The organism is Dietzia sp. IBK-p2-15D (assembly GCF_057773105.1).
This window is the reverse complement of sequence record NZ_JBYMTK010000001.1, coordinates 142,071-165,243: the sequence shown is the minus strand read 5'-3', so window position 1 is coordinate 165,243 and position 23,173 is coordinate 142,071. Positions and strand designations below refer to the sequence as shown.

The 23,173-nt window shown below is 70.5% G+C and carries 20 protein-coding genes; 5 read left to right on the top strand and 15 right to left on the bottom strand.

What is annotated here, in order from left to right; translation table 11 throughout:
- Nucleotides 1-5 precede the first annotated feature (5 nt).
- The gene (gene deoC, locus AC3DEV_RS00740; RefSeq protein ID WP_159147909.1) at nucleotides 6-704 is read right to left on the bottom strand and encodes a deoxyribose-phosphate aldolase; all 699 of its coding nucleotides are present in this window, start codon (nucleotides 702-704) and stop codon (nucleotides 6-8) included.
- 53 nt (nucleotides 705-757) lie between these two features.
- On the opposite strand from deoC, the gene purU reads away from it, so the two are divergent.
- The gene (purU, locus tag AC3DEV_RS00735; protein WP_067717112.1) at nucleotides 758-1,624 is read left to right on the top strand and encodes a formyltetrahydrofolate deformylase; all 867 of its coding nucleotides are present in this window, start codon (nucleotides 758-760) and stop codon (nucleotides 1,622-1,624) included.
- Nucleotides 1,625-1,641: 17 nt separating this feature from the next.
- On the opposite strand, the gene AC3DEV_RS00730 is transcribed toward purU, so the two are convergent.
- From AC3DEV_RS00730 to aceA, 9 genes are all read right to left on the bottom strand, one after another.
- Nucleotides 1,642-2,352 carry a MerR family transcriptional regulator gene (locus AC3DEV_RS00730; RefSeq protein ID WP_488370980.1) on the bottom strand — a complete coding sequence of 237 codons (711 nt, stop codon included), beginning with the start codon at nucleotides 2,350-2,352 and terminating at the stop codon, nucleotides 1,642-1,644.
- The gene (locus AC3DEV_RS00725; protein ID WP_067717117.1) at nucleotides 2,349-2,630 is read right to left on the bottom strand and encodes a DUF2516 family protein; all 282 of its coding nucleotides are present in this window, start codon (nucleotides 2,628-2,630) and stop codon (nucleotides 2,349-2,351) included. Before AC3DEV_RS00725 ends, AC3DEV_RS00730 begins: the two co-directional genes overlap by 4 nt.
- Before the next feature lie 208 nt (nucleotides 2,631-2,838).
- A complete protein-coding gene (locus AC3DEV_RS00720; protein WP_488370979.1) occupies nucleotides 2,839-4,068 on the bottom strand; it encodes a hypothetical protein in 1,230 nt (409 codons plus the stop codon).
- A gap of 79 nt (nucleotides 4,069-4,147) precedes the next feature.
- Nucleotides 4,148-4,669, bottom strand: coding sequence for a helix-turn-helix domain-containing protein (locus AC3DEV_RS00715; protein ID WP_096906772.1), 522 nt, complete (start codon nucleotides 4,667-4,669; stop codon nucleotides 4,148-4,150).
- A gap of 141 nt (nucleotides 4,670-4,810) precedes the next feature.
- Entirely contained in the window at nucleotides 4,811-6,094 is a 1,284-nt protein-coding gene (locus AC3DEV_RS00710; protein WP_472981642.1) for a DUF445 domain-containing protein, read from the bottom strand.
- A gap of 14 nt (nucleotides 6,095-6,108) precedes the next feature.
- A complete protein-coding gene (locus AC3DEV_RS00705) occupies nucleotides 6,109-6,417 on the bottom strand; it encodes a hypothetical protein (protein WP_159148705.1) in 309 nt (102 codons plus the stop codon).
- A gap of 17 nt (nucleotides 6,418-6,434) precedes the next feature.
- Nucleotides 6,435-8,906, bottom strand: coding sequence for a 5-methyltetrahydropteroyltriglutamate--homocysteine S-methyltransferase (metE, locus tag AC3DEV_RS00700; protein ID WP_488370978.1), 2,472 nt, complete (start codon nucleotides 8,904-8,906; stop codon nucleotides 6,435-6,437).
- A 4-nt stretch (nucleotides 8,907-8,910) separates the two neighbouring features.
- On the bottom strand, nucleotides 8,911-9,828 hold the full coding sequence (locus AC3DEV_RS00695) for a 3-hydroxybutyryl-CoA dehydrogenase (RefSeq protein WP_488370977.1): 918 nt from the start codon (nucleotides 9,826-9,828) through the stop codon (nucleotides 8,911-8,913).
- A gap of 135 nt (nucleotides 9,829-9,963) precedes the next feature.
- Nucleotides 9,964-11,253, bottom strand: coding sequence for an isocitrate lyase (gene aceA, locus AC3DEV_RS00690; RefSeq protein WP_488370976.1), 1,290 nt, complete (start codon nucleotides 11,251-11,253; stop codon nucleotides 9,964-9,966).
- A gap of 194 nt (nucleotides 11,254-11,447) precedes the next feature.
- Here aceA and ramB point away from each other — a divergent pair, with 194 nt between their 5' ends.
- Both ramB and AC3DEV_RS00680 read left to right on the top strand, forming a co-directional pair.
- A complete protein-coding gene (gene ramB / locus AC3DEV_RS00685) occupies nucleotides 11,448-12,902 on the top strand; it encodes an acetate metabolism transcriptional regulator RamB (protein WP_488370975.1) in 1,455 nt (484 codons plus the stop codon).
- Nucleotides 12,903-12,907: 5 nt separating this feature from the next.
- Nucleotides 12,908-13,492, top strand: coding sequence for a carboxymuconolactone decarboxylase family protein (locus AC3DEV_RS00680; RefSeq protein ID WP_182634014.1), 585 nt, complete (start codon nucleotides 12,908-12,910; stop codon nucleotides 13,490-13,492).
- Nucleotides 13,493-13,756: 264 nt separating this feature from the next.
- Here AC3DEV_RS00680 and AC3DEV_RS00675 read toward each other — a convergent pair whose 3' ends face one another.
- Both AC3DEV_RS00675 and AC3DEV_RS00670 read right to left on the bottom strand, forming a co-directional pair.
- Nucleotides 13,757-16,255, bottom strand: coding sequence for a glycoside hydrolase family 65 protein (locus AC3DEV_RS00675; protein WP_488370974.1), 2,499 nt, complete (start codon nucleotides 16,253-16,255; stop codon nucleotides 13,757-13,759).
- Nucleotides 16,252-16,983: an HAD family hydrolase gene (locus AC3DEV_RS00670; protein WP_488370973.1), complete on the bottom strand. Its 732-nt coding sequence runs from the start codon at nucleotides 16,981-16,983 to the stop codon at nucleotides 16,252-16,254. The genes AC3DEV_RS00675 and AC3DEV_RS00670 overlap by 4 nt, the downstream gene beginning before the upstream one ends.
- A 254-nt stretch (nucleotides 16,984-17,237) precedes the next feature.
- Between AC3DEV_RS00670 and AC3DEV_RS00665 the strand changes: the two genes are divergently transcribed.
- A complete protein-coding gene (locus tag AC3DEV_RS00665; RefSeq protein WP_488370972.1) occupies nucleotides 17,238-18,020 on the top strand; it encodes a hypothetical protein in 783 nt (260 codons plus the stop codon).
- Nucleotides 18,021-18,183: 163 nt separating this feature from the next.
- Here AC3DEV_RS00665 and lpdA read toward each other — a convergent pair whose 3' ends face one another.
- On the bottom strand, nucleotides 18,184-19,575 hold the full coding sequence (gene lpdA / locus AC3DEV_RS00660; RefSeq protein ID WP_413956788.1) for a dihydrolipoyl dehydrogenase: 1,392 nt from the start codon (nucleotides 19,573-19,575) through the stop codon (nucleotides 18,184-18,186).
- Between the two features lie 123 nt (nucleotides 19,576-19,698).
- The gene (locus tag AC3DEV_RS00655) at nucleotides 19,699-19,854 is read right to left on the bottom strand and encodes a hypothetical protein (RefSeq protein ID WP_488370971.1); all 156 of its coding nucleotides are present in this window, start codon (nucleotides 19,852-19,854) and stop codon (nucleotides 19,699-19,701) included.
- 171 nt (nucleotides 19,855-20,025) lie between these two features.
- Between AC3DEV_RS00655 and AC3DEV_RS00650 the strand changes: the two genes are divergently transcribed.
- Nucleotides 20,026-22,224, top strand: a complete 2,199-nt coding sequence (locus tag AC3DEV_RS00650; RefSeq protein WP_488370970.1) for a prolyl oligopeptidase family serine peptidase — start codon at nucleotides 20,026-20,028, stop codon at nucleotides 22,222-22,224.
- On the opposite strand, the gene AC3DEV_RS00645 is transcribed toward AC3DEV_RS00650, so the two are convergent.
- Nucleotides 22,184-23,086, bottom strand: coding sequence for an alpha/beta fold hydrolase (locus AC3DEV_RS00645; RefSeq protein ID WP_488370969.1), 903 nt, complete (start codon nucleotides 23,084-23,086; stop codon nucleotides 22,184-22,186). The genes AC3DEV_RS00650 and AC3DEV_RS00645 overlap by 41 nt on opposite strands.
- Nucleotides 23,087-23,173: the final 87 nt, after the last annotated feature.

Here is a 23,173-nt window from a genome sequence, read left to right as displayed (position 1 = left end):
CGCGGCTATTCGGGGAAGCCCTCCAGCACCGCGCGGGAGCCCGACAGCCCGAGGCGGGTCGCGCCGGCGGCAATCATCGCGCGGGCGGCATCCGCGTCACGGATCCCGCCCGAGGCCTTGATGCCCAGCCGGCCGCCCACCGCCCGGTGCATGGCCTCGACCGCGCGCACGCTGGCGCCGCCGGCAGGGTGGAAACCGGTGGAGGTCTTGACGAAATCGGCCCCCGCCCGGGCGACGGCATGGCAGAGGGCCTCGATTCGTTCGTCGCCCGCCTCCTCGCCCAGCGCCTTGTGGATGGCCGCGGTCTCGAGGATCACCTTGATGACCACTGGCGGCGGCACGGCATCCCGCATGGCCAGCACATCGGCCATGACCTCGTCGACCAGTCCGGCGATGGCGGCGCCCACGTCGATCACCATGTCCACCTCACGGGCCCCCTGGTCCACCGCGAGCCGGCCCTCCATCGCCTTGACCAGCGAGTGGTGCTTGCCGGAGGGGAAACCGGCCACCGTGGCGACGACGAGCTCCTCACCCCGCACCGGGAGCATGGCCGGGCTCACGCACACGGCCTTGACTCCCAACTCGCGGGCCTCGTCGACGCAGGCCCGGACGTCGTCGCGGGAGGCGTCGGGGGAGAGCAGGGTGTGGTCGATCATGGCGGCGACCCGGGCGCGGGTCAGCTCGTTCGTCGCAGTGGCGTCCATGCCGGCCAGCCTAGCGGGGGCGCCCGTCATCCCTGCTGGCACAATGGGCACTCATGTCACGTCGCTTCGTCCTCACCCTGGGTTGCCCGGACCGCATCGGTATCGTCGCCCGGATCGCCACCTTCCTCGCCGAGCTGGGCGGGACGATCACGGAAGCGGCCTACCACGCGGACGAGGACTCGAACTGGTTCTTCACCCGCCAGTCCGTGAGCGCCGAGTCGATCGGCATGGAGATCGACGAACTGCGGCGCCGCTTCGAGCGGGTGGCAGCCGAACTGGGCCCGGAGACCGACTGGCACATCTCGGACTCCTCCGAGCCCAAGGACGTCGTCATCCTGGTCTCCAAGGAGGGGCACTGCCTCCACGACCTGCTGGGTCGGGTGGAGAGCGGTGACTACCCTGCGCGGGTCCGGGCCGTGATCGGCAACCACGAGAACCTGCGCGGCATGGCCGAGTCGCACGGTGCGCCCTTTCACCACGTGCCGTTCCCGGCCGACCCCGCCGAGCGGGGCCCGGCGTTCGCGGAGGTCGCCGCGATCGTCGACGAGATCGACCCGCACGCGATCGTGCTGGCCCGCTTCATGCAGGTCCTGCCGGACGAGCTCTGCACGAAGTGGGCAGGGCGTGCCCTCAACATTCACCACAGCTTCCTGCCCAGCTTCGTGGGCGCCCGCCCCTACCACCAGGCGCATGTCCGTGGCGTGAAACTGATCGGGGCGACCTGCCACTACGTGACCGCCGACCTCGACGAGGGGCCGATCATCGAGCAGGACGTCATCCGCGTGGACCACACGGCGACGGTGAAGGACATGGTCCGGCAGGGACGCGACGCCGAGAAGCTGGTCCTGGCCAAGGGTCTGCGCTGGCACCTCGAGGACCGGGTGCTGGTCCACGGCGGACGCACCGTCGTGTTCACCTAGGTCCGCTCCCGGGGAGGTCAGCCCTTGGGGAAGCCGTGCCGCTCGCTGAGCAGGGTCTCGGCCGCCGAGAGGAAGATCAGGCGGGCGGCGGCGCCGGCCCGGGGCATGATCCCCGTGACCCTCTTGATGATGACGGACTGGTCCATCCCGGCGTCGCGCATCGTCTCCACCAGGATGTCGAGCGCCTCGGCCGAGGTGCTCTGTCCCTCGAGGAACAGGCGACCGATCTTGTCGATCCCCTCCTCGCCGACCCCCAGGACGATGAGTTCGCGGAACAGCTCGTACATGTAGCGGTCCGCGAAGAAATGGTCGGCAGCACTCGGCTCACTGACCAGGCCGATGGCCGATCCCTGGTCGAGGAGTTCCTCGGCGAACTCGAAGCCCGCGACGGCTTCCACGCCGCCGCGGGGGAGTCGGCGCCGGGTGCCGGTCGAGCGGCGCTCCGGTAGGACGGCTTCCGAGTTCAGAAGCTCGGAGAGCGTGAAGCCGTGGCGCTCCGCGATGAACAGCTCCTCGATGGTGGCGAACGTGTAGCCACGGTCGAGCAGCCGGAGGATCTGGTTCAGTCGGTTCTTGTGGTCGGGCCCGTAGAACGCGGTGCGGCCCCTGCGGACGGGGGCCGGGAGCAGTCCCCGCTCCTGGTAGACGCGGATGTTGCGCACCGTGGTGCCGGAGTCCTCGGCCAGCTCCTCGATCCGCTGGAACCCGTCGGCCTCCGGTGGAGTCACCTGCGCCGTCCCCCGACAGCGGGCCGGACGTCGGCGAAGAACACACCCACTGCCACCATCGCGATGATGCTGAGGAAGCCGAACGGCCGGATCGCGAACATGAGGGCGGCCACGGCGCAGATGCCGATCCAGGCGGGCTTGGGCCACTTGCCCTCGATCGAGTACGCCGACGCGGGCGGGAGGACTGCCAGCACCAGTCCCGCCAGGGCCCACACGACGAGCGCGCCCTGGATAGCCAGCTGGACCATGCCCCACGTCCCGGGGAGAGTGTCAATCACGCGGCCCAGTGTAGTCGGCACTCATGTCACCGCGGTGTGACCATGTTCACGGCGTCCAGATCCCGGCCCGGTCCCCGCCCGGTCCCCGCCCGGTCCCCGCCCGGCCGCCACCTGTCCCCCGGCTGGGCCCGGCCCCTGCGGCGGACCGCAACGCACGACGCCCCGGCCCCTCCGGAGAAGGAGGGCCGGGGCGTCAGGTGCCGCTGTATCAGACGCGGTCGGTGCCGGCGGGGGGCAACGGGGTGTCCGCGGTGGTCAGCGCGGGATCGTTGTCCGCGAGCTCCATCGGCGTGGGGGCGTCCGAATCGCCCCCGGCCGATGCGGCGGCCGGCTTGCCAGCAGTCGACTTGGCAGCAGTCGACTTGGTGGCGGCGGGCTTGGACGCCGCGGGCTTACCGGCGGCCGGCTTGGTCGCGGCCGGCTTGTCGGCGGTCGCCGCACCCGTCGACGACGGGGTGGCCGTGGCCTTGGTGGTCGTCGACTTCGCGGCGGCCTTCTTGGCGGGCGCCTTCTTGGCCGGGGCCTTCTTGGCGGCAGCCTTCTTCGCCGGTGCCTTCTTGGCCGTGCGGGCCTCGACCTCGGCGGTGCCGCGAGCGACCTCGGCGGACGCCTTGGAGGCGGCCTGGTCGACGCGGTCGGCGGCCTTGTCAGCAGCCTTGTCGACGTTGTCGGCGGCCTTGCCCGCCGTCTTGTCGACGCGCTCGGCCACCTCGTCGACCCGCTCGGCCGCAGAGTCGGCGGCGTCGCCGGCGGTCTCGGCCGCCTGGCGGGCGCTCTTGGAGACGCGGCCGGCCGCCTTCACACCGATCGTGCGGGTCTGGCGGGCGACGGTACCGAGGGCGTCCTCGCCCAGCTCGACCTGCTCCTCGACCGCGCCGGCGGCGCGGGCCACCTGCTCGTTGACTCGGGCCAGGCCGGCCTCGAGCTGCGGGTTCTCCTCGCGGAGCCGGCTCACGACGTCCTCGCCGCGGGCGGCGAGGCCGCCGTAGATCCCGGCCGCGACCTGGACGTACGCGTCGGCGACCTTACGCAGCTCCTCCGGGCGGAAGCGGGTGACGAGCTCCTCGACCTCGGCCGGCAGGGCCTGGACGCGCTCGGGGACCTCGTTCACGCGGTGCTGGACCTCGGTGACGCGGGTCTGCGCCCCGGCCACGCGCTCGTTGATGCGGTTCTGCGCCTCGGCCACGCGCTCGGTGACCTTGGACTGCGCTTCGGTGACGGCCTCCTCGGCGCGACGGCGCAGGTCCGCGACCATGCCGGAGACGGCCTGGATGGCGAGGTCGTTGACCCCGACGTAGGCGTAGACCGGGGTGCGCACGGCGGCGATGGCCTGACCGAGCGGGCCCTCCAGGGCCTGCTCCTTGACGGCCTCGCCCTTGGCCTGCTGCTCGGCGGCCTCGGCGGCGCTCTTCTTGGAAGTGGGCTTCTTGTCGGCCATTTTGACTCCTCGGTGGTGTCGTGCGGGTGTTCTCTTGTGCGGTGTCACGTGGCCCTGCGGGCCGTCGTCCGGAGTTCCCTCAGGGAACGTTGACGACCTGGGCGGCTGCCGTTGCGTTGTTCGCTCGGAACGACTCGTAGATTTCCACGAGCACCTCCCTCTGTCGCTCTGTGAGGTCCGGGGCGGTGAGGATCGCATCCCTCACCGGACTCCCCTGCTTGAGTTCGAGGATCCCCGCGCGGGCGTAGAGCACCTCGGCGGACAACCTCAGACCTCGGGCGATCTGACCCAGGACCTCGGCGGACGGCTTGCGCAGCCCGCGTTCGATCTGGCTCAGATACGGGTTGGAGACGCCGGCACGCTCCGCGAGCTGCCGGATGGACACCTCGGCGGCCTCCCGCTGGGCGCGGATGAACGACCCGATGTCCTGCGACTCGGACGAACGCTTGTCGTCCTCACCGTGCGAGGTGAGGTCGCTGTGACGCGGCACCTCACCCGTCGGCTTGTTGCGACGCGCGAGGGTCGCGGCGGTCGGTTCATCGACCTGTGCTCCGGTGCTCTCCGCAGCCTCGTCGTGTGTGTGTCCACTCTGTGCGGCCATGGAGTCACCTCCCTCCGGCGTCCGTCTCTCATCGCCTGACCCCAACGCTAGCAACGAGTGCTTGCTACAGCAAGCGCTATGTGTACGGCGATGCGGTGCGATGGGTCACACAGGCCGGTCGGGATCAGGCTCGGGCCGGGATCAGAAGATGAGCTCAGTGGTGGTGTGGATGACGAGCCCCGCCAGGGCCCCCACGACCGTGCCGTTGATGCGGATGAACTGCAGGTCCTTGCCCGCGAGCAGCTCGATCTTGTCGGACGCCTCGTCGGCGTCCCACCGTTCGACGGTCTCGGAGATGATCGAGGTGACCTCGCCGGCGTAGTTCTCGGCGACGTAGCGGGCGGTGCGGGTCATGTAGTCGTCGAGCCGCGCCCGCATCTTCTCGTCGCCGACGAGCATGTCGGCCAGGCGGCCGAGGAGATCGTCGATCTTCACCCGCAGAGTGGACGAGGAGTCCTCGGTGGCCTCGACGATCATGCGCTTGGCGGCCGCCCACGCCGATCCGGCGGCGCGTCGCACCTCGTCGCGGCCCATGACCTCGTGCTTGAACGTCTCGAGCTTGGCCATGGTCGACGGGTCGTGCTGGAGGTCCCGGGCGAAGTCCTCGACGAACCCGATCAGCGCCACCCGCACGGGATGCTGCTTGTCGACCTTGATCTGCCAGGTCCACTCGCGCAGCTCGCGGTAGGCACGCTCGGAGAGCAGTTCGTTGACGAACTGTGGCGCCCACGTGGGCGCCTTCTCACGGACCCAGCGGTCGATGGTCTCGGGGTTGGCCTCCACCCAGCCGTGGGCGCGGTCGGCCATGAGGTCCATCAGCGGCAGATGGCGTCCCTCGTCGAGGAGCTCGGCGAGGATCCGACCGGCCGGCGGCCCCCATTCCGGCTCGGCGATGCGGGCGACGATCGTGCGTTCGATGATCGCGACGGCGTCGTCGTCGCGGAGCACGGCCAGAACGGCACGGATGGCCTTGGCGGCCTGGTCCGAGGCCATCGCGCGGTGGTCGTCCTCGGCCAGCCACTCACCGGCGCGTTCGGGGATGCGGGCGCCGCGGACCTTCTCGCTCACCATCTCGGGGTCGAGGAAGTTCTCCCCCACGAAGCCGCCGAGGGAGGTGCCCAGCTGGTCCTTCTTCTTACGGATGAGTGCGGTGTGCGGGATGGGGATGCCCAGCGGGTGCTTGAACAGGGCGGTGACGGCGAACCAGTCGGCCAGCCCGCCGACCATCCCGGCTTCGGCGGCGGCGCGGACGTAACCCACCCAGGGGTCGGCGCCGTTGTGTAGCGCGTACTCCGCGACCAGGTAGACCAGTCCGGCCACGACGAGGAACCCCGTCGCGACCATCTTCATACGACGGAGGGCTGACCTCCGCTCGGCGTCGGTCGCCGGGTCGCCCGCCCTGAGGGCGGGCGCGCCGGCACCCACGACCGGGTCGACCGTCAGTGTGCGTCCTCGCGGCCGTGCTTACGGAAGCCGTACATGCAGATGAACAGCCCGATGAGGAAGACGACGGTGGTCGCCACGACCGCCGCGATGACCAGCCCCAGGGAGACCCCGGCGTTCTCCGTGTAGTACCCGATGGCGGTGATGGGCAGGCCCAGCATGCTCATGCTCAGCAGGAGGATGACAGACCCCACGTAGATCGAGGTCGAGTACAGCGGGTACGTGGGGGCGACCTCCGTCGCGTACGGCGGGTAGTACTCCTCGACGATGGCGGCACCAGTGTGCTCGAGCGTCTGACCGGCCATGATGTCGTCCTCTTCTCTCAACTACCGATCCCGGGCCCGTGACCCGGGACTTGTTCTGTGTCCGATCTTATTGGAACCCCGTGGATCCGGGGCAACCGCCCGTCGGATCCGCCTCGACCGCGCACCGAATCCGGGTCGACCGCCCGTCGGATCCGCCGCGCGGCGGCGACCAGATTGCGCAGGCTCGGCTCCAACTGCCAGGTGTAACGGCTCTTGAGCCCCCCGTCCGGCACCGCCCACACGCGGTCCACCCCCACCGCGTCCACCGCCCGGAGCAGCCTCGAGTGCAGCAGGTCGATGTCCGGGACGAACCCCGACCGGGACTCGTACACCCCGGGCGCGACCTGCCGGGTCAGTGTGTGGTCCTCCAGGGCCTCCAGTACCCACTCGATCGACCGCGTCGCGACGATCGCGGTGACGTCGGCGTCGAGTCCCTCGATCGCCGCCTTCATCTCCTGCAACGACGAGTAGTTGAGGTGCGTGTGGATCTGGGTGTCCGGTCGCGCCCCGGCCGAGGCCAGCCGGAAGGTGCCCACCGCCCAGTCGAGGTACGCGCGCCGGTCCGCGCCGCGGCGCGGCAGGAGCTCCCGGATGGCGGGTTCGTCGATCTGGATGATCGCCGTCCCCGCCGCCTCCAGGTCCGCCACCTCGTCGCGCACCACCAGTGCGAGCTGCGTGGCGACCTCGGGCAGCGCCAGGTCCGTGCGGCAGAAGGACCGCGCGAGCATCGTCACCGGGCCGGTGACCATCCCCTTGACCGGCCGGTCGGTCAGCGACTGCGCGTACCCGGTCCACTCCACGGTCATCGGCGCGGGCCGGGCCACGTCGCCGTACAGGATGGGTGGCCGCACGCACCGCGAGCCGTAGGACTGCACCCAGCCGCTGCGGGTGGCGGCGAACCCGTCGAGCAGTTCGGCGAAGTACTGCACCATGTCGTTGCGTTCGACCTCGCCGTGCACCAGCACGTCCAGACCGATGTCCTCCTGCAGCCGGATCACCGAGGCGATCTCGGCGCGCAGGTAGTCGCAGTACCTGTCGTAGTCGATCCGCCCGTCCGCCAGGTCCCTGCGGGCACGCCGGATCTCCCGCGTCTGCGGGAACGAACCCAGGGTCGCCGTTGGCAGCGTGGGCAGTCCGAGCCGGTCGGCCTGCCGGGCAGCCCGCTCGGCGTAGGGGACGCGGACCTTGTCGTCGTCGTCGACCCGGGCGGTCCTCGCCCGCACGTCGTCGCGGCGCGCGCTGGGCAGTACCGGCAACCGGCGCCAGCGCGGTGTGGGGCCGTCGACCAGTGCGTGCGCGAGCGAGACCACCTCGGCGACCTTCTGCTCGGCGAACGCCAGCGAGTCCGCGAGCTCGGCGGGCAGGTCGGGCTCGGCGTTCACGTCGTACGGCACGTGCAGCAGCGTGCACGAGGTCGACACCACCACGTCCGGGAAGACGGCCCGCAGGTCACGCAGGTAGTCCAGGGTGGCGAACTTGTCGGTGCGCCACACGTTCTGGCCGTCCACCACGCCGGCGTAGAGGCGCTTGCCGCGCAGTCCCGGCACGTCCGCGAGGTCCGCCGCCGACCGCCGCCCGTACACGAGGTCCAGGCCGATCGCCTCGATGCCGGTCGCGGCCAGCGCCGACAGCGCCTCCCCCAGGTCGCCGTACTGCCCCGTCACCAGGATGCGCGGTCGCGTCGTCACGGCCGCCAGCCGGTCGTAGGCACGGCGCAACGCCGTGATCTCGTCGGCGGTGCGTTCCATCGTCATGCACGGCTCGTCGAACTGCACGCACGTCACCCCGGCGTCGGCCAGGACTCCCAGCAGCGCCTCGTACTCCGTGAGCAGGCGGTCGAGCAGGTCGATCGGCGCGAATCCCGGCGCGGCGTCGGGCGCCGCCTTGCTCAGCAGCAGCAGCGAGACCGGGCCGGTGACGACGGGCCTGATCTCGAACCCCTGCTCCCGCGCCCGCGCCACCTCCGCGAGCAGCTCGTCCGGCCGCAGCCCCAGCTCGGAGGCCTCGTCGAACTCCGGCTGGCGGTACAGGTAGGAGGTGCCCTGCAGCGGGACCAGTTCGAGCGGCGGCACGTCGGCGCGGCCGCGGGCGAGCGCGAAGACGGTGTCGAGCGGGCCCAGCCCCCGGACGAGCTCGCGGAACCGCGCGGGGACCGCGCCCATGAGCAGGGCGTCGTCGAGGATGTGGTCGTAGAAGGAGAAGGTGTTGCCGGGGATCTGCGTGATGCCCGCGGCGCGCAGGTCGTGCCACGTGGCGTCGCGGAGTCTGCGGCCGGTGGCGAGCAGCTCGGCCCGGGTCCCGTCACCGTGCCAGTACCGTTCGAGGGCGCGTTTGAGCTCGCGGCGCGGGCCGATGCGCGGGTACCCGAGGACCGACGAGGCGCGGGCGGGTTCGAGGTGCGGCGGCGTGGGTGCGGGGTCGCCCGCGGTATCGCTGCGGGGGGTCGGCGGCGGTGACTGTGACTGTGCCGGCGGCGACGACGACGACATGGTCTCAGCGCGCGGCGCGTGCCATCGCCCGCGGCGCGTCATAGCGGTAGAAGCCGTGGCCGCTCTTCTTGCCGAGCCTGCCCGCCTCCACCATCCGCAGCAGCAGCGGCGGCGGCGAGTACAGCGGCTCGGCGAACTCGGTGTACATCGAGTCGGCGATCGCCTTGATGGTGTCCAGACCGACGAGGTCAGCCAGGGTGAGCGGCCCCATGGGGTGGGCGCAGCCCAGGACCATGGCCTTGTCGATGTCCTCCGGGGTGGCGAACCCGGACTCGGCCATCCGGATGGCGGAGAGCAGGTACGGCACGAGCAGCGCGTTGACCACGGCCCCGGCACGGTCGGCGGAGTGGACGACCTGTTTGCCCAGGACCTGCTCGGCGAACGCCTGTGCCCGGTCGCGGGCCGCGGCGCCGGTCTCGAGGGTGCTCACCAGCTCGACCAGCGGGAGCACGGGGACCGGGTGGAAGAAGTGCATGCCGATCACGCGCGCGGGCCGGGCGGTGCACGTGCCGAGCTTCATGATGGGGATCGACGAGGTGGTGGACGCCAGGACGGCGTCGGGGTCGGTGACGACCGCGTCGAGTTCGCGGAACACGGCGGTCTTGGCATCGGTGTCCTCGACGATCGCCTCGATGACCAGCTGCCGGTCGACGAAGTCGCCGAGGTCGGTGGTGAAACGCAACCGCAGGGCGGCCTGCTCGCGCTCGCGGGCGGTGATCTTGCCGGAGGACACTCCCCTGTCCAGGGAGTCGAGGATGCGGGCGCGGCCGCTGGTGGTCAGCTCCCGGGTGGACTCCCAGACGAGGACGTCGAGATGCGCGCGGGCGCACACCTCGGCGATGCCGGCGCCCATCTGCCCGGCACCCACCACACCGACGCGAGTGATCCGCCCCGGGTCGGCGCCGTCGCGGGAGCTGTTCATCTGTTCTGGGTCCTTCGGAAGGAGAAAACTCTGGGGTGGAGACACCACCGGGGGCCGGGCCGCCTCGTCGAGACGGCCGCGGCCCCCGGTGTGTTCACGCTGTTACTGCGTCGACCTCGTGTGGTCGACCAGTGGTCAGTGGAACTGACCCTCCTCGGTGGAGCCCTTCAGCGCCGCGGTGGACGTGGTGGGGTCGACCGTGGTGGCGATGCGGTCGAAGTAGCCGGCGCCGACCTCGCGCTGGTGCTTGACAGCGGTGAAGCCACGCTCCTCGGCGGCCTTGAACTCGCGCTGCTGCAGCTCGACGAACGCCGTCATCTGGTTGCGGGCGTAGCCGTGGGCCAGATCGAACATGCCGTAGTTGAGCGAGTGGAAGCCGGCCAGGGTGATGAACTGGAACTTGAAGCCCATCGCGCCGAGCTCCTTCTGGAACTTGGCGATGGTCTCGTCGTCCAGGTTCGCCTTCCAGTTGAAGGAGGGCGAGCAGTTGTAGGCCAGGAGCTGGTCCGGGTACTCGGCCTTGACGCCCTCGGCGAACTTCTTGGCGTACTCGAGATCCGGGGTGCCGGTCTCCATCCAGATCATGTCGGCGAACGGGGCGTAGGCCTTCGCACGCTCGATGCACGGCTCGATGCCGTTCTTGACGTGGTAGAAGCCCTCGGCGGTGCGCTCACCGGTGATGAACGGGCGGTCACGCTCGTCCACATCGGAGGTGATGAGGGTCGCGGCCTCGGCGTCGGTGCGCGCGATGATCACGGACGGCACGTTGGCGACGTCCGAGGCGAGGCGGGCCGAGGTCAGGGTGCGGATGTGCTGGTTGGTCGGGATCAGCACCTTGCCACCGAGGTGGCCGCACTTCTTCTCCGACGCGAGCTGGTCCTCCCAGTGCACACCGGCGGCACCGGCGTTGATCATGGCCTTCTGCAGCTCGTAGGCGTTCAGGGCGCCACCGAAGCCGGCCTCGGCGTCGGCCACGATCGGGGCGAGCCAGTTCTCGACCGAGGTGTCGCCCTCGATGCGGGCGATCTCGTCGGCACGCAGCAGTGCGTTGTTGATGCGGCGGACGACGGTCGGGACCGAGTTGGCCGGGTACAGCGACTGGTCCGGGTAGGTGTGGCCCGAGAGGTTGGCGTCGCCGGCGACCTGCCAGCCGGAGAGGTACACGGCCTCGAGGCCGGCACGGATCTGCTGGACGGCCTGGTTACCCGTCAGGGCGCCGAGGGAGTTGACGAAGTCCTTGTTGTTGACCTTGTCCCAGAGGATCTCCGCGCCACGACGGGCGAGGGTGTGCTCCTCGACGACGGTGCCCTGCAGCTCCGCGACCTGCTCGGCCGTGTAGTTGCGGGTGATGCCCTTCCAGCGGGGGTTGGTGTCCCAGTCCTGCTGGATCTCTTCAGCGGTACGTGCCTTGCCGATGTTCGACATCGCGACTCTTTTCTGTCTCGGGGGCGGGTCCGGATTCGCACTCTTGCGAGTTACGGCCCCTTACGGGAGACACAATGCCACATGGCAGGCAGCGCGTCTACCTGCGACAAGTGCGAATGTGGCGAGTTTCTTTGCCTTCTTTGCAAAGTTTGCGAAGATTGTGGGGCTCGCCACGGACCTCGGAGGGAAAGCCGATGACGGCCTCACATATGGGATCGCGACTCCGCCGACTGCGCGAGGAGAACGGCCTGACCCAGGCCGCCTTCGCGCAGTCGCTCGGCTTGTCGTCGTCGTACCTCAACCAACTCGAGAAGGACGCCCGCCCCGTCACCTCCCGGGTCCTGGTGAAGATCTCCGAGGTCTACGGCGTGGACTCCGCGTTCTTCGCCTCGGATTCGGACACCCGGCTCATCGCGGCGGTCACCGAGGCGCTCACCGACACGCAGCTCTCCGCCGAGGTCCCGGCCGCCGAGGTGGTCGACCTCGTCCGCGCGCACCCCGCGCTCGCCCGTGCCTTCATGCTCCTGCACCAGCGCTACCGCAACTCCGCGGACCTGCTCGCCGCGCTGACCGAGACCCGCAACGTCCCGGACAGCTCGGTCGACCGCTCGGTGCTGTCCATGCCGCACGAGGAGGTGCGGGACTACTTCTACCAACGGCAGAACTACATCGACTCCCTCGACACCGCCGCCGAGGACCTCACCACCCGCATCCGGCTCAACCGTGGCGACGTCCGCGCCGAGCTCGAACACCGCCTGTCGGAGGCCCACGGGGTCCGCATCGCCCGCCGCGTCGACCTACCCGACGGGCTGTGGCACCGCTATTCCACCGAGGACCGCCGTCTCGACCTGTCCGCCCACCTCACGCCCGGTCAGCAGGCGTTCCGCGTGGCCTCCGAGCTGGCCTTCCTCGAGCACCGCGACCTGCTCGACAGCCTCGTCGAGGAGGGCTCGTTCGGCTCCCCCGCCGCCGTCGCGCTCGCGCTGCGCGGCCTGGCCAGCTACTTCGCCGCCGCCGTGCTCATGCCCTACCAGCGCTTCCTCGACACCGCCGAGGACTTCCGCTACGACGTGGAGCGGCTCATGGCCTTCCACGCGACCGGCTACGAGACGGTGTGTCACCGCCTGTCGACCCTGCAGCGGCCGGGCGCGGCCGGGGTGCCGTTCAGCTTCGTGCGCGTCGACCGCGCCGGCAACATGTCCAAGCGTCAGTCCGCGACCGGGTTCCACTTCACGACCTCCGGTGGCACGTGCCCGCTGTGGAACATCTACGAGTCGTTCTCGTTCCCCGGCAAGATCATGCGGCAGGTCGCGGAGATGCCCGACGGCCGCCTCCACCTGTGGGTCTCGCGCACCGTCACCACCCGTCCGATGCGTTTCGGCCAGCCGCGCAAGACGTTCGCCATCGGCCTGGGCTGCGAGGCCCGCCACGCCCACCGGACCGTGTACGCGCAGGGCCTCGACCTCGACGACGTCGACGCCGCCACCAAGATCGGCTCCGGCTGCCGCATGTGCGACCGCCCCGCGTGCCCGCAGCGGGCCTTCCCGCCGCTCAACCACGCGCTGCGGGTGGACGCCCACCGGTCCTCGCTCTCGCCGTATCTCCTCGACCAACCGTCCGCCCCCGGCGGGACCGCTGGCCTACCCTGACGGCCATGAGCCAGCCCCACGAGAGCAGCGACAGCCACGACGGCACCGCCGCGCAGGTCCCCCGCATCCGGCCCGGCGGCTTCCGGGAGCTCGGCCCGTTCGGCTGGGCCGTCAACCGGCTCGGTGCACGCGTCACCGGCTCGCGCGACGTGAACCTCTTCGCCACCCTCGGCCACGCCCGCCGGCTCTTCCCCGCGTGGCTCGCCTACTCCGGGATGATGATGCCGTTCGGAGTCCTCGACCGCCGCACCACCGAGCTGGTCATCCTGCGCGTCGCGCACCTGCGGGGCAGCGCGTACGAGCGGGCCCACCACGAGCGGATCGGCGCGGGCGTGGGTCTCGACGACGACGAGATCACCCGCACGACAGCCGACCCCGCCACCGCCGGGTGGCCGAACCGGCTGCGTGTGCTGTTGACCGCAGTCGACGAGCTGGTGCTGACCAAGGACATCTCCGCCGACACGTGGGCCGGGCTCTCGTCGCACCTCGGCTCGTCCGAACTGGTGGGGCTGGTGCAGTTGGTGGCGCAGTACGACGGGTTGGCCACGTCGCTGCACGCCCTCCGGGTCCAGCCGGACCGCCCCCGCTGACCCGCCGCGCCTGACCCCGCCGCGGCCTGCCCCACCCCGCGGCCTGTTCCACCCCGCGGCTCCCGCGATCCGCTCATCTCCCGCGATCCGCCCCCCCGGATCACGGTTCGCCCTCCGGCCCCGGAACGCGGGTTGGATTCCGAGGGGCGGATCGGGCCTCAGCCGAGTGCAGCGGGTTCGGCCGAGTACAGCGGGCTCCGTCCGGTCGGCTCCGGCGGGCTCGGCGGGGTTCGTGCGCCCGCCGGGCCGGATCGGCGGGGCGGCTCAGCCCGCGTCGACGCAGGGCAGGCAGACGCTGGCCCGGGCATCGAGCTCCATGGACATCGTCCGCCCCGCCGGCACGGTCACCGGCTGGCCCTGGACCGAGCACGCGAAATCGGCGCCGTTGAGGTTCTCGATGGTGATCTCCGTGTGCGTGCACCGCACCCGCACGTGCGTACCCCGCACCGTCAGCCGGAAGGTCAGTCCCGTCCACTCCGCGGGTACCCGCGGGTCGAACGAGATCTCGCCCCGATAGTCGCGCATCCCGCCGAACCCGCTGACGAGGGCCGACCACACCCCGCCTGTGGAGGCCACGTGGATGCCGTCGGCGGCGTTGCCGTGCACGTCCGCCAGATCCACCACGAGCGCCTTGGAGAAGTGCTCGAAGGCCTCGTCGCAGTAGCCGATCTCGGCGGCGATGATCGACTGGACCACGGCGGACAGCGTCGAGTCGCCGGTGGTCAACGGGTCGTAGTACTCGAAGTTCGCCCGCTTCTCCTCCTCGGTGAACTCGTCTCCGCGCAGGAACATCGCCAGCACCACGTCCGCCTGCTTGAGGACCTGGTGCCGGTAGATCACCAGCGGGTGGAAGTGCAGGAGCAGCGGGCGGCGGGGATCCTCGAGGTCCTGGTCCCACACCTCCTTCGCGAGGAAGTCCTGGTCCTGAGGATGGACCTTCAGATCCTCGTCGAACGCGATCACCATGTTGTCGGCGGCACGCCGCCATTCGCTGGTCTCGTCGTCGCGCAGCTTGAGCCGCCGGCAGACGGCCTCCCACTGGCCGTCACCCAACGCCGCGATCCGCTTGCAGGCGATCGCGGCGGCCACGAGGTTGAACCGGGCCATGGCGTTGGTGAACAGGTTGTTGTCCACGACGGTCGTGTACTCGTCCGGCCCGGTCACGCCGTGGATGTGGAACATGCCGTCGCCGTCGAAGAAGCCGAGCGAGACCCACATCCGCGCGGTCTCGACCAGCACGTCCACGCCCTCGCGGATCATGAAGTCCTGGTCCTCGGTGGCCCACATGTACTTGACCATGGCGTGCGCGATGTCCGCGTTGATGTGGTACTGGGCGGTGCCGGCCTCGTAGTAGGCCGACGCCTCCTCGCCGTTGATGGTCCGCCACGGGTAGAGGGCGCCCTTCACGGAGAGGTATTTGGCCCGGTTCCGCGCCTTGTCGAGCATGTTGTAGCGGAAGCGCAGGGCGTTCCGCGCGAACCGCGGCATGGTGTACGTCAGGAACGGCAGGACGTACGTCTCGGTGTCCCAGAAGTAGTGACCGGAGTAGCCGCTACCGGTGACGCCCTTGGCGGCGATGCCGTTGTACTCGGCCCGCGCCGAGGCCTGGGCCAGCTGGAAGAGGTTGAACCGGATGGCCTGCTGCGTCTCCGCGGGGCCCTCCACCTCGACGTCGGCGCGATCCCAGAAGTGGTCGTACCAGTCCCGCTGGGTGCGGTGCAGGTCCTCGACCCCGCGCACGCGGGCCCGTCCCAGGGTGCGCGAGCACCGGTCCGCCAGTTCGCTCGCGGGAACCACCTCGGAGGTGTGGTACGCGGCCAGTTTGGTCAGCTTGAGTACCCGTCCCGGCGTGACGTGGGCGTGGTAGACGATCTTCGAGGAGTCGTCGTCGATCTCGTGGCTCATGGCCACGTCGTCCTCGGTCTCGAGCAGGTGGTCCACGGCGACGGCGATCGTCATGCCCGAGTTGGTGCACCGGTAGCCGTGCACGTGGTATCCGCCCTGGTCCTCGGTGACCTGGGGGTCGAGTACCCGGTGCTCGAGCCCCTCGGCGCGGCGGGGGTCGAAGCCCTCTGCCGGGGCGCCGTCGTCCGTGGCGGAACTGTATTCGTTCTCGCCGTCCTGCCTGTTGAGGACCTGCGAGGAGATCACCACGGGGGCGGGCTCGTCCGGGAGCTCGATCTCGTAGGTCATCACCGCGAGGTGCTTCTCCACCATCGACACCATGCGGCTGGTGCGGATGACGACCTTCTTCCCGGCGGGGGTGCGCCACACGATCTCCCGACGCAGCACCCCGTCCCGGAAGTCGATGCTGCGCTCGTAGTGTTCGAGGTCGGCCACGGATAGCCGGAGCGGTTCGTCGTCGACGTAGATGCGGATGGTCTTGGTGTCGGGGGCCTGGATCATCGTCTGGCCCTCGCGGGCGAGCCCGTAGGCGTCCTCGGCGTGCTGGATGTGCCACGTCTCGTGGAAGCCGTTGACGAAGGTGCCGTGCTGGGCGGAGTCGCGTCCCTCCTCCGGGTTGCCGCGCATACCCAGGTAGCCGTTCGCCACCGCGAACTGCGTCTCGGACACCCCGAGCGGCGACGCGTTGGGGCGGGTCTCGACCCAACGCCACGGGTCGGCGGGGTGGGTGGAGCGGTTGATCTCGGGGACCTCGAGGTGGCTCCGGAGGTTCACGCCGTAGGTGGTGCGGATGTTGCCGGGCACGGACTGGCCGACGGTGTCGTGGACCGGTCCTCGGGAGAAGGGGATACGGGTCACCGGTTCGCCTCCGTCAGTCCGGGGATGAGCTCGGCGAGGTCGACGACGACGAGGTCGGCGCCCTCCGCGAGCAGGGTCTCACGCCCGGCTCCGCGGTCCACACCGACCACGCGCGCGAACCCGCCGGCAGCGCCGGCCTGCACGCCGGAGACGGCGTCCTCGATCACCACGCAGCGGTCCGCGGGCACACCGAGCAGCTCGGCGCCCCGCAGGTACGTGTCGGGGCGGGGCTTGCCGGGGATCGAATCGGCGGCGGCGACGAGGCCGTCGACGATCACCTCGAACCGGTCCCGCAGTCCGGCCGCGGTGAGCACGGCCTCGGCGTTCTTGGAGCTGGAGACCACGCAGGAGGCGATGCCGGCGGCGTCGATGGCGTCGAGGTAGGCCACCGACCCGGGGTAGGCCTCGATGCCCTCGTCGAGAAGCTCACGGAAGATCACGTTCTTGCGCAGACCGAGCCCGTGGATCGTGTCCGCGTCCGGGTCGTTGTCGTCGTCGTCGCCCTCGGGCAGGGTGAGGCCCCGCGCGGCGAGCATCGACGCGATGCCCTCCACCCGCGGCTTGCCGTCTATGTACCGGAAGTAGTCCTCATCCGTGTACGGGTCGATCCCCCGGGCGTCGAAGTAGGTGGTGAACATCCGATTCCACGCCTGCATGTGCTTCTCGGCCGTCGGGGTGATGACCCCGTCGAGGTCGAAGAGCACGGCGTCCACACCGTCATGGTCCATAGCGTTGTCCTATTTCCGGGTAGGTTTCCGGGTCGGGGTGGTCGTCCGGGTGCCGATCGGGCTCGTCCGGTGACGGACCAAGGCTAGTCCCACCCGGCGATTTCCACTGCTTCCCCCCGCCCGACCGCCGCCCCCGACTTCGGGCCCCCTGGGCGGTCGGCGCCGAGTACGGGCGGCGGCGCGCGCGGGCAGAATGCACAGAACCTCGGGGCCCGGTGGCACTATGAGGGGTAACCGAAAGACAAAGGAGAGAGATGCGCCTGCGCACCCGCACCCCCCGCCGCGTCGCGATCGCCGGTCTCGCGCTGGCCACCGCGGCTGCTCTCACGGCCTGTTCGTCGGACGAGGAGAACGCCCAGGGCGGCGAGCCCACGAGCGAGACCCAGACCTCGGAGACCGTGGCTCAGTCCGCGCCGCAGGCGCCCGTGGAGGAACTCGTCCTGTCGGAGGGCGAGGCGCCCGGTGGTGGCGTCGTCCAGGTCGTCGACCGTCAGCTGCTGCAGGAGGCGGTGGACAAGCTCGTCGCCGACCAGGGCCGCCAGCTCATGGAGGACCCGGCGTGCGACAAGGTCTCGCGCCTGGAGACCGTCTCCAACCACGCCACCACCGACGGGGTGACCGCCGCCGTCCGCTACAAGCAGTCGGAGGAGGACGAGACCGAGCACCGCTTCGGCATCGGCATGGTGGGCGAGCGGCTCGACGAGTTCATGGACCGCTCCCTCTACGAGGCGTGCACCACCTCGCGCAGCGCCGCCAACCCGAACGTCGAGCTGAACATGACGGTCACCGACGCCCCGGCCATCGACGGCACCGAGGGTTTCCGGGTCACCAGCGACTTCATCACGACGCGGCCGGACGGCACGCGCGCACTGAGCCGGGCCATCGCCATCCACGGTTTCGCCCGCGACACCACCGTGAGTGTCGAGTACGCGGCCCGCGGTGACGACCCGGCGGCGGACCCCGTCCTGCCGACCGCGGCCGGCGCCCTGGACGCGATCTACGTCGCGCAGATGGAGAAGATCCTCAACGCCGAGTAGTCGCCCGGCACACTGCGGCGGGCCTCCGTCGGGTGGCCCCCCGACGAGAAGACCGTTCCGCGCACGTCCCCCGAGAGGGAGGTGTGCGGAACGGTCTTCTCGTTGCGGGGACGGGCCCGGGGCCGGGGGCCGGCGGACCCGGTGCCGGGCCCGCCGCAGGCTGTCAGAGGTTGATCATGTGGCCGCCGACGCCCTCGACGGCCTCCTTCATGGCCTCGGACAGGGTCGGGTGCGTGTGCACGTTGCGGGCGATGTCCTCGGCGGTGAGGTCCCACATCTGCGCCAGGGTCAGCTCGGGCAGCAGTTCGGAGACGTCGGGGCCGATGAGGTGGGCGCCCAGCAGCTCACCGTGCGTGCCATCGGCGACGACCTTGACGAATCCGGTCGCGTGGCCGAGCCCGTGCGCCTTGCCGTTGGCCGAGAACGGGAACTTCCCGACCTTGACGTCGTAGCCCTCGTCCTTCGCCTGGGCCTCGGTCAGCCCGAACGAGGCGACCTGCGGCTGGCAGAAGGTGGCGCGCGGCATCATGCGGTAGTCGCCCAGCGTCTGGGTCTCGGCGCCGGCCATGGTCTCAGCCGCCACCACGCCCTGCGCCTCGGCGACGTGGGCCAGCTGCAGCTTGGCGGTGACGTCACCGAGCGCGTAGATGCCGTCGACGTTGGTCCGCATGTTGTCGTCGATGTCAATCGCGCCGCGGTCGGTCAGCTCGACGCCGGTGTTCTCCAGCCCGAAGCCCTCGACGCGCGGGGCAAACCCGACGGCCATGAGCACCTTGTCGACGGTGACGGTCCGGGTGTCCTCGCCATCCTTGGACTCGATCTCCACCTCGACCGAATCGCCGTTGTCGCTGATCGAGGTGGTCTTGTGGCCGGTGAGGAGCGTGATGCCGAGCTTCTTGTAGTGCTTGGCGATCTCCTTGGAGACCTCCTCGTCCTCGTTCGGCAGCAGCCGGTCCATGAACTCGACGATCGTCACGTCGACGCCGTAGGCGTTCATGACGTACGCGAACTCCATGCCGATCGCCCCCGCGCCGACGACGACGATCGAGTCGGGCAGGTCGCGCGTGAGGATCTGCTCCTCGTAGCCCACCACGTTCTCGCTGAACTCGATCCCGGGAAGCGTCTTGACCACGGAACCGGTCGCGATGATGCAGTTGTCGAAGGTGTACTCCGTGCCGTCGACCTCGATCGTCTTGGCGTCGGTGAACTTCCCGTAGCCGTCGATCTCCGTGATCTTGTTCTTCTTCATGAGGAAGTGGACGCCCTTGACGATGCTGTCCGACACCTTGCGACTGCGGTCGAACGCGGCGCCGTAGTCGAAGCTCACGTCCCCGGAGATGCCGAACAGCTTGCCGTCGCGCTGGACGGTGTTGGCCAGCTCCGCGTTGCGCAGGAGGGCCTTGGAGGGGATACATCCCACGTTGAGGCATACGCCGCCCCAGTACTTCTCCTCGACGACGGCCACCTTGAGGCCGAGCTGCGAGGCGCGGATGGCGGCGACGTAGCCACCGGGGCCCGCGCCGAGGACGATGAGATCGTAATGAGTGTCAGCCACGACACTCAGGATAGCGCTACCGGCGGCACCGGAACGGCGGAGCGGGCCGGAACTGCACCCGAAATGACCGACGCCGCCCCCTCCGTGTGGAGAAGGCGGCGCGGCCGCTCGCGTGAGCGAGGATCAGGACAGGTTGCCCAGGACCGACTTGAGGGTGGTCTCGACCACTCCGGCGATCGCCTCGGCGATGGTGTCGGTGATGTTGGCGGTGGCGCTGCCGCCGCTGAGGGAGCCGGACTCGCCGGAACCGGAGCTGAGGAGGTCGGTGATGGAACCCATTGTGTGTATCTCCGTTTATTGAAATGCACTCCCGACCTGATCGGGAATGGCCGGGTCAGTCGACCCGCAGCTATAGAAGATGGTACTGACCTCACGAACGAGTAACAAGAGCCTGTGAACATCTGAGGTGGGTTTCGGTCTGTTCGCTTGATCACGTGCATCATCGAGGACATGACCGACACCTCGATCTCCGACCCGTTCCTCCACCTCGAAGCCGTCGACTCCTACGAGGCGCTCGGATGGGTGCGCGAGTGCAGCGACCGGACGATCGCCGATCTCGCCGCCGGAGATCATGCCGAAGCCGCGCATTCCCGCGCCCTGGAGATCCTCGACGCCACCGACCGGATCGCGTGGCCGGTCCTGCGCGGCCGCTACGCCTACACGCTATGGAAGGACGGTGACCACCCCCGCGGGCTGTGGCGCCGGGTGCCGTGGACCGTACTGGCCGACGGGGCACCGGGAGTGGACCACCCGGACTGGGAGACGCTCGTGGACGTCGGGGCCCTCGCCGACGAGGAGGGCGTCAACTGGGTGTACTCCGGCACGGTCGTGCGTCGTCCCGTGGACGACCGGGCACTCCTGCGGTTGTCCCGCGGGGGCGCGGACGCCGTGGAGGTCCGGGAGTTCGACCTGACCGAGCGCCGCTTCGTCACCACCGGGGAGGGGGCGTTCCACCTGCCCGAGGCCAAATGCTCGGTGTCCTGGGTGGACCGCGACACCGTGCTGCTCACCGCGCCGCTGGACCCGGACGGCTCCGACGCCACCGACTCGGGGTACGCGCGTGTGGTGCGACTCTGGCGTCGCGGGACCGATCCCGCCCAGGCCCCGGTGATCTTCGAGGGACGCCGTGACGACGTCGCGGTGGGCGCCTCGCACGACCCCGTCACCGGGCGGTTCCTGGCCAGCCGGGCGCCCGACTTCCACACCTCGCAGGAGGTGTTCTGGACCCCGGGCACCGACCCCGCCTCCACCACCCCGCTCGCGGTGCCCGTGCCCGAGGACTGTGACGTCACCTCGTGCGGCGACTGGCTCATGCTGCGCCCCCGCACCGATCTGGAGATCGCCGGTCGCTCCCACCCCGGCGGGTCAGTGCTCGTGGTGCCGTGGGCCGCCGTCGACGCCGAGCCGGGTCGGCTGCCGGAGCCGGTCGTGCTGTTCTCCCCCACCCCGTCCACGACCGTCGAGGACGTCACCTGGGGCCGCGGCCGGATCCTGCTCACCGTCCTCGAGGACACCGAGTCGCGGATCGACGCGTTCTCCATCCCCGACACCGCCGACGGCGAGTGGACCCCGCTGCCCGTCGAGGGCCTGCCGGACCACGTCTCGGTCGACGTACTGTCCTGCGACCGGCTGTCCGGGATGGACGACGCCGCCGTTTCGGGTGCGGCGCCCGGCTCAACCGCACCCAGCTCAGCCGCACCTACCTACGCGGGCGAGCGCCCACACCCCGACGACGCGGTGCTCGCGGTCTCCGGGCCGGTCGTCCCGCCGTCGCTGGTCCTGCTCCGGGCGGACGGCAGCACCACCACCCTCGGCTCGACGCCGCACCGGTTCGACTCCTCCGGGATCGAGGTCACCCGCCACACCGCCGTGAGTGACGACGGCACCGAGGTGCCCTACACGGTCATGCGCGGGCCCGGCCCCGCCGGACCACGTCCGACCATCCTCTACGGCTACGGCGGGTTCGAGGTGTCCATGCGCCCCGCCTACGCCGCCCTGCGCGGCGCGCTGTGGCTCGAGGAGGGCGGGGTGTACGTCGTGGCGGGGATCCGCGGCGGCGGCGAGTACGGCCCGTCGTGGCACCGCGCCGCCGTACGGGAGAAGCGTCCCCGGGCGTTCGAGGACTTCGCGTCCGTGGCCCGCGCCCTCGTCGAGGAGGGCGTGACGACCCGCGATCAGCTCGGGGCGACCGGCGGGTCCAACGGCGGCCTGCTCATGGGCGTCATGCTCACCCGCTATCCGGAGCTCTTCGGTGCCCTCGCGATCGCCGTGCCCCTGCTGGACATGAAGCGCTACCACCTGCTCCTGGCCGGAGCGTCGTGGATGGCCGAGTACGGGGACCCGGACACCGCCGACTGGGACGACTTCCTGGGTGCCTACTCCCCGTACCAGCACATCCGGCCCGCCTCGGAGGTCCGCTACCCGCCGGTCCTCATGACCACCTCGACCCGGGACGATCGCGTCCATCCGGGCCACGCCCGCAAGATGACCGCCGCCCTGGAGGACGCGGGACACGAGGTCCAGTACTACGAGAACATCGAGGGCGGGCACGCCGGCGCCGCCGACAACTCCCAGGAGGCCCGGAAGGCGGTCCTCACGTACGAGTTCTTCAGGCGCCGACTACCTCGTCGTCGTCCCCACCAGGGGTGACGGCACCCAGCTCGCGGTCGATCCACGACAGCACCCGGGCGACCACCTCGGCGGGGCGGCGGGCCCACGCGTTGTGGCCCAGCGCCTCCGGCTCCAGCTCCAGCGTCGTCCGCGCCGAGGGAAGCATGGCCAGGAGGTTCCGCGCCGCGCCGGCCGGGGCCAGTGGGTCGTCGGCGATCGCCACCGCCAGCGCCGGCACGGTGACCCGCGCGAGGCCTGCCGGGTAGTCGAGGTCCGCCCGGGCCGGCTGCATGACGCCGCGCCCGGCGAGCCGGGACCAGTCGCGGACCCGGTCGGCCGGGATTCTCCCCTGCGCCCCGAAGAACTGGCCCGGCACATGCCCGGACAGCCAGGCCAGCGTCGGGAGGATGACCGACGCGGCGCGAAGCTTGTGCCCGAAGGAGCCCGGGAAACCCCGGTGGAACGGTGACTGGGCGGCCACGGCGATCAGGCCCACGACCCGCGGGTCGTGGCGGGCGAGGTGGTAGACGCCGATCTGCGCGCCCATGCTGTGGCCCAGCAGCACGACGGACCGCGCGCCGAGACGCTGCTCCATCGCGTCCAACGCGAGCGGGACGTCCTCGGCGGCGCTCTCGTGGTAGCCGGCCGGGCCGCTGCGACGCCCGATGCGGTAGGTGCTCTCACCCTGACCGCGGAGCTCGGTGATGGCGACGTCGACGCCCTCGGCCGCCAACGCGCGGGCGAGGGGGAGGTAGTACCGGGCGCCGACGGCGATGCCCGGCAGCACCAGGATCGCCGGCCGGCTCTCGTCCCGCCGAGCCGTCTCGACGATCAGCAGCGGACTCGTGCTGCCGTCCGAGTGCTGCAGCTCCACCCGCTGCGGGTCCTCCATCGTGGTCATGTGTACAGGATGCCGGACTGCACTCCGGTCTGCGCGGTCACCCCTGGATACGACGAACCCCGCACCACCGGTCGTCGGTGGTGCGGG

Bases quoted from the DNA above. Each gene is read 5' to 3' on its own strand.
- AC3DEV_RS00670 (WP_488370973.1), bottom strand. From the start codon at position 16,983: ATGGACCATGACGGTGTGGACGCCGTGCTCTTCGACCTCGACGGGGTC.
- ramB (WP_488370975.1), top strand. From the start codon at position 11,448: ATGACGGCCTCACATATGGGATCGCGACTCCGCCGACTGCGCGAGGAG.
- AC3DEV_RS00680 (WP_182634014.1), top strand. From the start codon at position 12,908: ATGAGCCAGCCCCACGAGAGCAGCGACAGCCACGACGGCACCGCCGCG.
- AC3DEV_RS00665 (WP_488370972.1), top strand. From the start codon at position 17,238: ATGCGCCTGCGCACCCGCACCCCCCGCCGCGTCGCGATCGCCGGTCTC.
- purU (WP_067717112.1), top strand. From the start codon at position 758: ATGTCACGTCGCTTCGTCCTCACCCTGGGTTGCCCGGACCGCATCGGT.
- AC3DEV_RS00655 (WP_488370971.1), bottom strand. From the start codon at position 19,854: ATGGGTTCCATCACCGACCTCCTCAGCTCCGGTTCCGGCGAGTCCGGC.
- AC3DEV_RS00720 (WP_488370979.1), bottom strand. From the start codon at position 4,068: ATGGCCGACAAGAAGCCCACTTCCAAGAAGAGCGCCGCCGAGGCCGCC.
- metE (WP_488370978.1), bottom strand. From the start codon at position 8,906: ATGTCGTCGTCGTCGCCGCCGGCACAGTCACAGTCACCGCCGCCGACC.
- AC3DEV_RS00705 (WP_159148705.1), bottom strand. From the start codon at position 6,417: ATGGCCGGTCAGACGCTCGAGCACACTGGTGCCGCCATCGTCGAGGAG.
- AC3DEV_RS00695 (WP_488370977.1), bottom strand. From the start codon at position 9,828: ATGAACAGCTCCCGCGACGGCGCCGACCCGGGGCGGATCACTCGCGTC.
- aceA (WP_488370976.1), bottom strand. From the start codon at position 11,253: ATGTCGAACATCGGCAAGGCACGTACCGCTGAAGAGATCCAGCAGGAC.
- deoC (WP_159147909.1), bottom strand. From the start codon at position 704: ATGGACGCCACTGCGACGAACGAGCTGACCCGCGCCCGGGTCGCCGCC.
- AC3DEV_RS00650 (WP_488370970.1), top strand. From the start codon at position 20,026: ATGACCGACACCTCGATCTCCGACCCGTTCCTCCACCTCGAAGCCGTC.
- AC3DEV_RS00715 (WP_096906772.1), bottom strand. From the start codon at position 4,669: ATGGCCGCACAGAGTGGACACACACACGACGAGGCTGCGGAGAGCACC.
- AC3DEV_RS00645 (WP_488370969.1), bottom strand. From the start codon at position 23,086: ATGACCACGATGGAGGACCCGCAGCGGGTGGAGCTGCAGCACTCGGAC.